Source organism: Streptomyces sp. MJM8645, from assembly GCF_001625365.1.
Classification (GTDB): Bacteria; Actinomycetota; Actinomycetes; order Streptomycetales; family Streptomycetaceae; genus Kitasatospora.
The window spans coordinates 956,610-967,500 of sequence record NZ_LJJF01000002.1 but is presented as its reverse complement, the minus strand read 5'-3'; the positions used below and the strand labels follow the sequence as shown (position 1 = coordinate 967,500).

The window sequence follows — 10,891 nt, the reverse complement described above, 5'->3', positions numbered from 1 at the left end:
GCCGGAGGTAGAGCACTGGATAGGTGATGGGCCTTACCGGGTTACTGACCTTAGCCAAACTCCGAATGCCGGTAAGTGAGAGCGTGGCAGTGAGACTGTGGGGGATAAGCTCCATGGTCGAGAGGGAAACAGCCCAGAACACCGACTAAGGTCCCTAAGCGTGTGCTAAGTGGGAAAGGATGTGGAGTCGCAGAGACAACCAGGAGGTTGGCTTAGAAGCAGCCACCCTTGAAAGAGTGCGTAATAGCTCACTGGTCAAGTGATTCCGCGCCGACAATGTAGCGGGGCTCAAGCACATCACCGAAGTCGTGTCATTGCAGCATGAAGGGCCAACGCCTGCTGTGATGGGTAGGGGAGCGTCGTGTGCCGGGTGAAGCGGCGGTGGAAACCAGTCGTGGACGGTATACGAGTGAGAATGCAGGCATGAGTAGCGATACAAGAGTGGGAAACTCTTGCGCCGATTGACCAAGGGTTCCTGGGTCAAGCTGATCTGCCCAGGGTAAGTCGGGACCTAAGGCGAGGCCGACAGGCGTAGTCGATGGACAACGGGTTGATATTCCCGTACCCGCTTTGAAGCGCCAACGCTGAACCAGGTGATGCTAAGGCCGTGAAGCCGGCCCGGAGTCTTCGGACAAAGGGACGTGGTGGAGCCGCTGAACCAAGTCTGTAGTAGGTGAGCGATGGGGTGACGCAGGAAGGTAGTCCAGCCCGGGCGGTGGTTGTCCCGGGGTAAGGGTGTAGGCCGAGTGATAGGCAAATCCGTCACTCATTAAGGCTGAGACCTGATGCCGAGCCGATTGTGGTGAAGTGGATGATCCTATGCTGTCGAGAAAAGCCTCTAGCGAGTTTCATGGCGGCCCGTACCCCAAACCGACTCAGGTGGTCAGGTAGAGAATACCGAGGCGTTCGGGTGAACTATGGTTAAGGAACTCGGCAAAATGCCCCCGTAACTTCGGGAGAAGGGGGGCCATTCCTGGTGACGGCACTTGCTGTCAGAGCTGGGGGTGGCCGCAGAGACCAGCGAGAAGCGACTGTTTACTAAAAACACAGGTCCGTGCGAAGCCGTAAGGCGATGTATACGGACTGACGCCTGCCCGGTGCTGGAACGTTAAGGGGACCGGTTAGCTTGGATTCGTCCAGGCGAAGCTGAGAACTTAAGCGCCAGTAAACGGCGGTGGTAACTATAACCATCCTAAGGTAGCGAAATTCCTTGTCGGGTAAGTTCCGACCTGCACGAATGGCGTAACGACTTCTCGACTGTCTCAACCATAGGCCCGGTGAAATTGCATTACGAGTAAAGATGCTCGTTTCGCGCAGCAGGACGGAAAGACCCCGGGACCTTTACTATAGCTTGATATTGGTGTTCGGTTCGGCTTGTGTAGGATAGGTGGGAGACTTTGAAGCAGCAACGCCAGTTGTTGTGGAGTCGTCGTTGAAATACCACTCTGGTCGTGCTGGATGTCTAACCTGGGTCCGTGATCCGGATCAGGGACAGTGTCTGGTGGGTAGTTTAACTGGGGCGGTTGCCTCCTAAAGAGTAACGGAGGCGCCCAAAGGTTCCCTCAGCCTGGTTGGCAATCAGGTGTTGAGTGTAAGTGCACAAGGGAGCTTGACTGTGAGACTGACGGGTCGAGCAGGTACGAAAGTAGGGACTAGTGATCCGGCGGTGGCTTGTGGAAGCGCCGTCGCTCAACGGATAAAAGGTACCCCGGGGATAACAGGCTGATCTTCCCCAAGAGTCCATATCGACGGGATGGTTTGGCACCTCGATGTCGGCTCGTCGCATCCTGGGGCTGGAGTAGGTCCCAAGGGTTGGGCTGTTCGCCCATTAAAGCGGTACGCGAGCTGGGTTTAGAACGTCGTGAGACAGTTCGGTCCCTATCCGCTGTGCGCGTAGGAGTGTTGAGAAGGGCTGTCCCTAGTACGAGAGGACCGGGACGGACGAACCTCTGGTGTGCCAGTTGTCCTGCCAAGGGCATGGCTGGTTGGCTACGTTCGGGAGGGATAACCGCTGAAAGCATCTAAGCGGGAAGCCTGCTTCGAGATGAGCACTCCCACCTCCTTGAGAGGGTAAGGCTCCCAGTAGACGACTGGGTTGATAGGCCGGATATGGAAGCCCTGTGAGGGGTGGAGTTGACCGGTACTAATAGGCCGAGGGCTTGTCCTCAGTTGCTCGCGTCCACTGTGTTGTTCTGAAACAACGACCCCAACCCGTTTGGCTACGGGGTTGGTGCGGTTGACAGTTTCATAGTGTTTCGGTGGTCATAGCGTGAGGGAAACGCCCGGTTACATTCCGAACCCGGAAGCTAAGCCTTACAGCGCCGATGGTACTGCAGGGGGGACCCTGTGGGAGAGTAGGACGCCGCCGAACAATCATTCACAGAGAACCCCCATCCGGGAAACCGGATGGGGGTTCTCTGCATTTCCGGGGCACACGACGGCCATCACCGTGCCCCGCGCCGGCCTGTCAGATGGTGTCCTTGACCTTGATCTGGCCGCTGTCGATGACGAAGTTCTGGTTGCCGAAGCCGGGGCTCTGACACTGCCAGATCTTGACCCGGTCGCCGTTGTTGCGGGAGCCGCCCACGTCCAGGCACATCTCTCGGCCGGTTCCGATGGTGTCCTTGACCTTGATCTGGCCGCTGTCGATGACGAAGTTCTGGTTGCCGAAGCCGGGGTTCTGGCACTGCCAGATCTTGACCCGGTCGCCGTTGTTGCGGGAGCCGCCCACGTCCAGGCACATCTCTCGGCCGGTTCCGATGGTGTCCTTGACCTTGATCTGGCCGCTGTCGATGACGAAGTTCTGGTTGCCGAAGCCGGGGCTCTGGCACTGCCAGATCTTGACGTGGTCGCCGTTGTTGCGGGAGCCGCCCACGTCCAGGCACATGGTGTTGGTGGCCACGCGGGGCGCGGCGACGGCAGCCGTGGGCGCCGTCAGGGCGATCAGGCCGGCGGCGGCCAGGGCAGCGAGCGCGGTGGTGGAACGGGACATGATGTACCTCCGCAGGTGCACCGACGGGTGTCGGCTCTCGGTGGGGTGGTCGGACGTGGGCAGGCCTGCCGGAAGGTGTAGCCGGCAGGTCCTGCCTGGTATGGGCAAGGTTCGCAGCGGTCAGTTGCGACACGCCCGGGCACGAACCACAGTCATTCCATAGGGCGACATATGGTTTGAAACCCGGTCACCACTTGGGCAGAGACCGGAGCGCGGCGGCTGAGCGATCCTTCATGGGTGCCGTGGCACTGCGACGGCCGTAACGGAACGTCAGGCCTTCGGTCTGCTCGGTGAAGGTCCGGCGCGGGCGCGCCGGGGTCGAAGCCAAGGCGCGGACGGGGTGGTGTGCGCCGTGCCGGGGCGTGGTTACGCCGCTTCGGGCCGGTGAGCCGCCCCAGGCGTCGGTGCGGGTGTTCACCAGTGGGAGAGGAACCGGGAGAGCAGGTAGCCGTGGGCGGCGTGGATCCCCACGCCGTCGAAGCCGGCCTGAGCAGCGCGGCGCCCGGCCCCAGGGTGGGCCGGGCGCCGCGCGGTTCGGTCCCGCAGGCCATCGCGGTGCCGGCTCAGGAGAGTTCCAGGGCCTGTCCGATCGGGAGACAGTTCAGCTGGCTCAACCCGCCCGGCCGCCGTACTACGCGAAATCGAATCGGAACGTCTGCCCCTTGTGCCCGACGCCCGGGCTGCCGAAGTCGGCCGTCACGTTGCGGTGGTCGCCCTTGCCGTCGTAGACGAAGACGACCGCCTCCTTGTTCTCGTCGGTGTACATGGTGTTCCAGATGTGGAACTTGGCCTGGCCATCGCTGAAGTTCTTGAGCTTGGTCCAGTCGCCCTGGTTGATGGTGCAGTTGTTGAACACGACTGGGCCGAGGAACTTCACGCCGCCAGTGACGCCGGACGTCGTCATCTTCTGCACGTTGTTGTCCCTGTACCAGACGTCGAGGTCCCCGTTGGCCGTCAGGAGTCCGCCGACGGTGAGGGCGTCGGCGATGGTGACGCTGTTTCCGGTGAGGATCTCGGTGTCGCTGTTGATGCTGAGCTTCACGCTGGAAGGGCCTCGCAGGTCCCGGATCCGGACGGTGGCGTCGGCGCCGATGGCGCTGAGGTTGCCGTCTACGGTGAGGTTGTTGGTGACATGGGCGCCGTACAGGGTCACGGGCTTGGTGCGGTCGCCGCCGTACACGGTCCCTGCGACGTGGATCTCACCGCCGACCTCCAGCGTCTGTGCGCAGTGCAGGCCCTGGACGTTGCTCTGCCCGGACACCTGGGCGTCCCCGTTCACCGTCAGGGTGCCGAGTGTGAGGTCGGGCTTGTCCACGGTGACGTTGGTGTGCAGGTAGTGGGTGACGGTGTGGCCGTCGGTGGTGAGGCTGGCGCGCAGGTGGAAGGTGGCGTCGCGGGTGAGTGTCGGGGAGGTCCAGGTGCGGGTGTTGGTGACGTCGTAGGACTTGTTCTCGTGGAGCATGGTGTAGGCGGCGCCGTGGGAGGCGGTCCAGGTCAGGGTGACGGTGTTGCCGTTGGTCACGGTGGTGTGGCCGTCGTCGAGGAACGCGGGTGTCAGGTCGCTGAACTGGAAGCCCGGGAAGCACTTGCCGAGTTGGAACTCGGCCGTTCCCTTGGAGGTGTCGCCCTCGTCGTCCTGGGTCCTCTCCAGGATGTCGAGGGTGGTGACGCCGATCTCGCCGTTGACGTCGATGTCGGTGAGCTCGAACAGCACGGCCTTGTCGGCGACTTCGACGTAGCCCTGGTCGCCGGTGGGCACGGCGAGGAAGGTGCCGTCGTCCCCGCGGGCGAAGGTCCAGTCGGCGCCGGGGGTCACCGTGGCGTGGATCTGGTCCAGGTGTTCCGTGAGGGCGCCGGCGCCGGTGCCTGCGACGAGGGTGAACTTGACGGAGACGACGCGGACCGGGTCGGGGCCGGGGTTGGCGGCGGTGACGGAGATCGTGGCCGGGGTGAACGTGGTGTCCGCCGGGGTGATCTCCAGGGGCGAAGGTGCGGTGGTGACGAGGTAGTTCAGGGCGGTGGAGGCGCTGGCTCCGGCGCGGACGAACACTGCTGCTCCTGGGTCGGTGGTGCGTGGGTTTGTGGTCCGTGGATCGGTGGTGCGTGGGCCGGTGGTCACTGCTCGTCGGCGACCGCGCCGCGCAGGCGCAGGCGGCCGGTGCGGGCGCTGAGGGGGGCGGTCGGGGTCGGGATGTGGCCGGGGGTGCCGGCGGGTGCCAGCGGGTTGTCCTGCCAGCCGGTGGTGGTGGGTTCGGCCCAGCTCCAGTTGCCGTGGCGGGCCGGGGGGCGGGGCAGGACCCAGCCGGTGGCGGGGCTGCCGTCGGCGCCGGTGACGCCCTGCGGGGTGGTCAGGACCGGGCTGAGGCGGAAGGAGACCTCCATCCGGGAGAGCGCGGTGCTGACGAACTCGGCGGGCACGGTGAAGACGGAGACCGGCAGGATGTCGCTGACCGCGTGGACGGCGCCCCGGGGGTCGGCGAGCAGGGTGAGGTACTGCGGGGTGCCGGCGGTGGTGAGCGGGAACCCGGTGCCGATGCCGGCCAGGTAGGACGGGGCGTCCGACGGCAGGTGGACGGTGTGCAGGGTGGTGTAGTCGTCGCCGCTGGTGTAGCCGATCAGGCCGTCGGCGAGGTTCTCCAGGGCGCCGAGCCGCACGCCCCACCGGTAGTCCAGGGAGACCGGCCGGGGCGCGGTGCTGCTCGGGTCCAGGACGTACTGCCACTGTTCCCAGCTGGGGTCCATGACCGGCGGTCCGTCGAGTTCGAGGGCGAGCCGGGTGCGCAGCAGGGCCAGGGGCCGCCCGGCGAGCACGGTCATGGTGGTGTCGTCCCAGCCGCCGAGCGGGTTGACGGTGTAGAGGGTCTCGTCGATGGCCTTCAGGGTGGCGGTCAGGGCCGCCGGGCCGGCGTCGCGCAGGCCGGTCAGGAAGGAGGCCAGGTGCGGGAGCCCGGGGGCGAGGCTGTCCAGGGTGGGGTAGGCGGAGCCCGGTGCCGCGTCCCAGACGACCTGCTGTTGGCCGCTGTCGGTGTAGACCGTCCGGCACTGGCCGAGCGCGCCGCCGTCGGGGTCGAAGGCGGCGAGGGCGGCGTCCAGGTGGTTGGGCAGCAGCCAGCCGCAGACGGGGTTGACGCCCGCGTGCAGGTCGAGCACCTGGCTGTCGTCGGTGGCGCTGACGGCGTCGAAGCGGAGCCGGGCTCCTTGCAGGAGGCGGGGGCGCAGTTCGGCGTAGCGGTAGGGGAACTCCGGCAGGATCGTCGCGCCGTCGTCCGGGCGCACGCTGTCGGCCAGCACCAGGTGCTTCTTGTCGTTGTCGGTGGAGCTGCCGCTGCCCTGCGGGTTGATCGGGTCGGTGACCTGGCCGAACTGGTCGACGACGGCGATCCGGTTGAAGTAGAACTGGCCGGCGCGCAGGTGCGGGAAGTCCGAGGCGGGCCACTTGCCGTTGCGGGAGGGCAGGGCGCCGGGGACGGGGGTGCTCTGGTACTGGGAGCCGATCAGGGTGGCCAGGCCATTGGCGTCGTCGGGGTGGGCGGCGAGGGCCGGGTCGCGCAGGGTGATGCGCGGGGTGAGTCCGTCGAGGGCCTGGCTGAGCAGGTCCCAGCCGGCCACCTGGTCGGCGAGTTGCTGGAGCTCGTCCTGGGGCGCGTCGGGGTGGGTGGCGCGGTACTGCTTGATCTGGGCGGCGAGGTTGAAGGTGGCGTGCGGGGTGAGGTAGATCCGCCCCGTGTAGGACTGGTAGACGGGCGGGTCGGCCGGGCCGGTCTTCGTCCAGTGGTAGCGGGTGCCGTCGAACTGCCAGCAGTCGCCGTCGGAGGTGTCGTGCGGGATGGGGTAGTAGGACAGCTCGTAGAGCAGGTAGAGCGGCTTCCAGGGCTGGCGCCAGCTGCTGGTGCCGAGGGCGGGGAGGGTGCCGGTGACCCGCTGGTCGGGGTGGGCCACGGCGTCGGCGAGGGTGCCGGCGGCCTGGGCCTGGTCGAGCAGCCAGAACTCGCCGAGCAGGGTGGCGAGGGTGGCGGCCTCGGGCAGGTGGGTCAGGGCCGGCCCGGGCACGGTGGCCGGGGCGGGGGCGGGGCCGCTGCCCAGGTCGATGCGGGTGAGCAGTTGGTCCGGGGTGCGGCAGGGCAGTGCGGCGGTGAGGTCGGCCGGGGTCGGGGTCTTGATCCCGTTCAGCAGCACCACCGGGTCCTGCGCGTGGTGGAACTCGCCCAGTGGGGAGCGCTTGAGCGTGCAGGTCGCGGGGTCCGCGCCGTGTGCGGTCAGGTAGGCCTGGGCGGCGGTGGCGAGGTCCTCGTCGGTGGCGCCCCAGGGGATCGGCTGCTGGTGCCCGGAGCGGGGGTCGCGGCGGGCGGCGATGTCGGCGGCCAGTGCCGTGACCCGGGCGGCGAGGCTGCCTTGCTCGCTGGGCTTCAGGGTGGCGGGCAGCGTGTCGGTGTAGGCGTCGGGGACGTCGTCGAGGCGGTTGAGCCACCAGGCGCCGTACAACTTCCACTGGGTGTCGGCCAGTTGGCGCACCTGGTCGTCGTGGGCGGCCTGGTCGGTGTTGAGCCGGGCGCAGAGTTCGGCGCTGGCGGTGCCGTCCACCAGGTCCCAGGTGTAGCCGCCGTGGGTGGAGCCGAACCAGGCGCGGTGGATGGACTGGTCGACGGATTCGGTGCCCGCGTCGTCCAGGCCGTCGAGGAGGCCGTGTGCCAGTGCCTCCAGCCGGGCGGCGTCGTCGGCGTCGGTGCCCTTGGCCACCAGCAGGGCGGTGAGCGCGTCGACGGAGCTGTTGCCCACGGCGACGTCCACGTCCACGCCCTGGGGGCGGTCGGAGGCGGGCACGCTGCCGGTCTTTTCCCAGTTCAGGCCCAGCACCTGACCGGTGTAGAGGGTGCGGTCGGTGGGCGGGGTGTCGGCGGTGGGGTCGGCGGCCAGGGCCCAGCCGAGGTCGGCCAGGCTGGTCGCCTCGTGCAGCGGGTCGGCGCCGGGTGCGGAGTACCAGCCGGTGACGAGGTAGCTGAGGGTGTCCTGGTCCGCGACGCCCGTGAGGTCGTCGTGCAGGGAGAGCACGTTCTCGTTGAAGGGCTGGAAGGCGGAGAAGGTGAGCAGGCCCGGTCCGGCGGCGGTGACGTACGGGTCCGGCCCGTCGCTCTCGCCCTGCCATTTGGTGGCGGCGGTGCGCCGTCCGATGTGGACGCTCTTGGCGGTGCCGGGGCGCAGGTAGGGGGTGGTGCCGGTGGCGGTGTCGCCGTCGGCGGGCAGCCAGTCGCTCTCGATCACCCAGGAGTCGGCGGTGCGGGCGGTGGCCGGGCCGCTGTAGCGGACGACCAGCCATCGGTTGGGCACCAGCGGGAAGGTGGTGTCGCCGGTGTCCGGGTCGTGCGCGCCGTTGCGCAGGGCCTGGGGCAGCTGCCACTGGAGGTAGACGCCGCCCGCGGCGGTGTCGGTGTCCCAGTGCGCGGCCAGGTTGTTGTCGAAGGGCTCGCCCTCGGGCGGGAGGTTCTGCGCCAGCAGGTTGAAGTTGGCCTGCCAGCGGATGAACGGCACGCTGAAGCGGACCTCGTCGTTGACCGCCAGGGCGTCGACCTGGACCGGGACGATCAGCGGTCCCTTGTCGTCGTTCGGCATGGTGCTCGCTTTCATCAGGATCGCTGGAAGGTCATCTGCTGGGCCGCCTTGACCATCTGGATCGCCCAGCCGGCCGCGCTGAGGCCGCCTGCCTGGGCGTGGTCGCCGAGGGCGGTGGTGATGGCGTCGCCGATCCGGGTGACGTCCAGGACCCGGGTGTCCGGGTTCAGGTAGCCGCTGACCTGCGTCAGCTGGACGCCCGGCAGCGTGGTGCCGATGTTGTCGCCCTTGAGGTTGCGCAGGTCCAGGACGTCGCCGTCCTGGATGCCGAAGTGCAGGCCCTGGGGCGGCTCCGCCACCACGAGCCGGTCCACGATGCCGTCGGCCAGCACCAGCAGCACGTCCTCGCCCACCGTGTCGGCGCGCAGCACCGTCAGTTCGTCCTCGCCGGCGTACAGGTGCATGCGCAGGGCGGGCCAGCCGGGCACCAGGCAGGAGCGGACCAGGAAGCCCGAGAGGCGGGCGGGCAGGTCGGTGAGGGCGTCGTGCAGCAGCGTGCTGAGGTCGCTGTCCAGGCTGCCGGAGATGCCGATGCTCAGCGCCCCGTCGATGAGCGCCGTCTGCCAGGCCCGGTCGACGTAGCAGAAGCGCAGGCTCTCGTTGGGCAGCAGCTCCTGGCGGGGTACGAGCTGTTCCAGGGGTACCGGGTGGAGCAGGGCCAGGCGGTCCAGCCAGTCCAGCACCGGGTTCGCGGCGTCGGCGGTCGCCGCCCGCAGTGCCTCGCGTGCCTCGGGCCGCGCCAGTTGGCCGCGCAGCCACGGCGCGGCGGCCTGGAGGGGCGCCGCCGGTCGCGCCTGGGCCAGCCGCCGGCCGGCGGCGGCCTGGTCCAGCGGGCTCGCCAGCGCGGTGGTGAGGGTGTGGGCGAGGCCGCCCAGGGTGCTCGCCTCGAACGCCCGCCGGGCCGGGCGGGCGCCGATCGCCGCGGGTGCGCCCGCGTGGTCGGTCGCGGCCCGGCTGCCGGCGAGGCTGCCGCTGCCGGCGCGGCCGCGGGCGGCGAGCATCCGGCCCGCGCCGGCCCGGGCCACCGTGCGCCAGGCCATCAGCGCGGGCGGGAACTGCGGGTCCGCGAGCGCGAGGGAGCGGCCCAGGGTCCACGCGGCGGCGTAGCTGACGTCGAAGAGGCCGTGCTCCTCCAGGTACACCAGCCGGGCGTCCGCGTTCGCGCTGTGCTCCACGGTCTGCGGGAGCGGCTGGGCGGGCAGCGGGGTGAGCGGGCCCCGGTACCAGGCGTAGCTCTGCTCGCCCGAGTCGAGCTGGTGGGCCAGCGGCGTGTAGCCCTGGGTGAGCCGGTCGCCGGCCTCGCCGGTGGCGCCGTTCGGCGGCAGCCGCAGCCCCAGCGCGGCGGCGTCCTGGCTGCCGGGTGCGGCCAGGTTCTCGACGAGGGTGCCGAAGTGCGCCCCGGAGTCCGGCAGGGAGCGGAACGACCAGGAGCGCAGCGAGACCAGGCGCAGCGGCGCGCTCGCCACCGTGCTGCCGTCGAGGTACGCGGCGAAGCCCTCCAGGGAGACCAGGTGGGCCGTGTACTGGCCGCCGGTCGTGGTGGGGAAGCGGTTGCCCACGACCACCGCGTGCAGGCCCTCGTAGGACGGGTCGTCGTGCAGGGTGTGCCACCAGCGGGGCGGGGTGGCGCGGTGGACGCCGCGCAGCGAGCGGGCCCGGGTGCGGTCGCTGCGTGAGCGCGCCCCGCTGGGCTCGTCCTCGCCGCGCCGCAGGTGGACGAGCCGGCCCAGTTCCCCGGTCCGCGGGGCGATCGCGGCGAACAGCTTCGGGGGGACGTCGATCGTCCGGCACTCGGTGGCCTGGTCCGGCTGTTCGACGTCGGTCAGCGCGGGGGCGATGGCCTCGGTGGTGGGGGTGTTCAGCAGGTCGGCGACGGTCGTCGTCTCGGTGCGGCCGGTGGCGGACGGGTCGCCCGGCAGCTCGCCCTCGGCGAAGAGGAGCACCGCCAGCCACGGTACGGCCGGCTGCCCGGGGGTGGGCGGCGCCCCCGTGAGGGTGCGTTCCCAGGGCAGTGGCGGGGTGTCCAGGGTGATGTGCGGCAGCAGCTGGTCGAAGGTGCCGGTGGCGCCGTCGGTGGGGTACACCCCGTGCACCGCGCCGTCGGGCAGCGCGAACCGCGCGGCCTGCACCTCAAGGGTGCGCACCACCGGCGTGGCGAAGTAGTCGCCGGTGTCCAGGCCGTCGATGGCGTGCCCGGTGGTGATCTGGTAGGTCCCCGCCTCCAGGGCCGGGACGAGGCTGTCGTGGAACTCCAGGCCGCTGGCGGTTCCGGAATCTTGACTGAGCATCAGG

At 68.8% G+C, this 10,891-nt stretch carries 4 protein-coding genes, 2 rRNA genes and 1 pseudogene (1 of these 7 running past the window's edge); 2 read left to right on the top strand and 5 right to left on the bottom strand.

Features of this window, described 5'->3' with window-relative positions:
- Window positions 1-2,167: ribosomal RNA gene (locus A6F73_RS34840) — 23S ribosomal RNA — on the top strand (it extends 954 nt beyond the left edge of the window).
- Between the two features lie 87 nt (window positions 2,168-2,254).
- Window positions 2,255-2,371: ribosomal RNA gene (rrf, locus tag A6F73_RS34835) — 5S ribosomal RNA — on the top strand.
- Window positions 2,372-2,467: 96 nt separating this feature from the next.
- Here rrf and A6F73_RS34830 read toward each other — a convergent pair.
- The 5 genes and pseudogenes from A6F73_RS34830 to A6F73_RS34815 form a co-directional block, all read right to left on the bottom strand.
- A complete protein-coding gene (locus tag A6F73_RS34830; RefSeq protein WP_063352337.1) occupies window positions 2,468-2,992 on the bottom strand; it encodes an RICIN domain-containing protein in 525 nt (174 codons plus the stop codon).
- Between the two features lie 388 nt (window positions 2,993-3,380).
- Window positions 3,381-3,499 (bottom strand): annotated as a pseudogene (locus A6F73_RS41045) (hypothetical protein); the annotation flags it as partial.
- A gap of 124 nt (window positions 3,500-3,623) precedes the next feature.
- Entirely contained in the window at window positions 3,624-5,042 is a 1,419-nt protein-coding gene (locus A6F73_RS34825; protein WP_063352336.1) for a hypothetical protein, read from the bottom strand.
- Between the two features lie 65 nt (window positions 5,043-5,107).
- Window positions 5,108-8,614, bottom strand: a complete 3,507-nt coding sequence (locus A6F73_RS44250) for a hypothetical protein (protein WP_159398697.1) — start codon at window positions 8,612-8,614, stop codon at window positions 5,108-5,110.
- The gene (locus A6F73_RS34815) at window positions 8,614-10,887 is read right to left on the bottom strand and encodes a hypothetical protein (RefSeq protein ID WP_063352334.1); all 2,274 of its coding nucleotides are present in this window, start codon (window positions 10,885-10,887) and stop codon (window positions 8,614-8,616) included. Before A6F73_RS34815 ends, A6F73_RS44250 begins: the two co-directional genes overlap by 1 nt.
- Between the last annotated feature and the right edge of the window lie 4 nt (window positions 10,888-10,891).

Coding starts and splice junctions, on each gene's coding strand:
- A6F73_RS44250 (WP_159398697.1), bottom strand. CDS start 8,614: ATGAAAGCGAGCACCATGCCGAACGACGACAAGGGACCGCTGATCGTC.
- A6F73_RS34815 (WP_063352334.1), bottom strand. CDS start 10,887: ATGCTCAGTCAAGATTCCGGAACCGCCAGCGGCCTGGAGTTCCACGAC.
- A6F73_RS34830 (WP_063352337.1), bottom strand. CDS start 2,992: ATGTCCCGTTCCACCACCGCGCTCGCTGCCCTGGCCGCCGCCGGCCTG.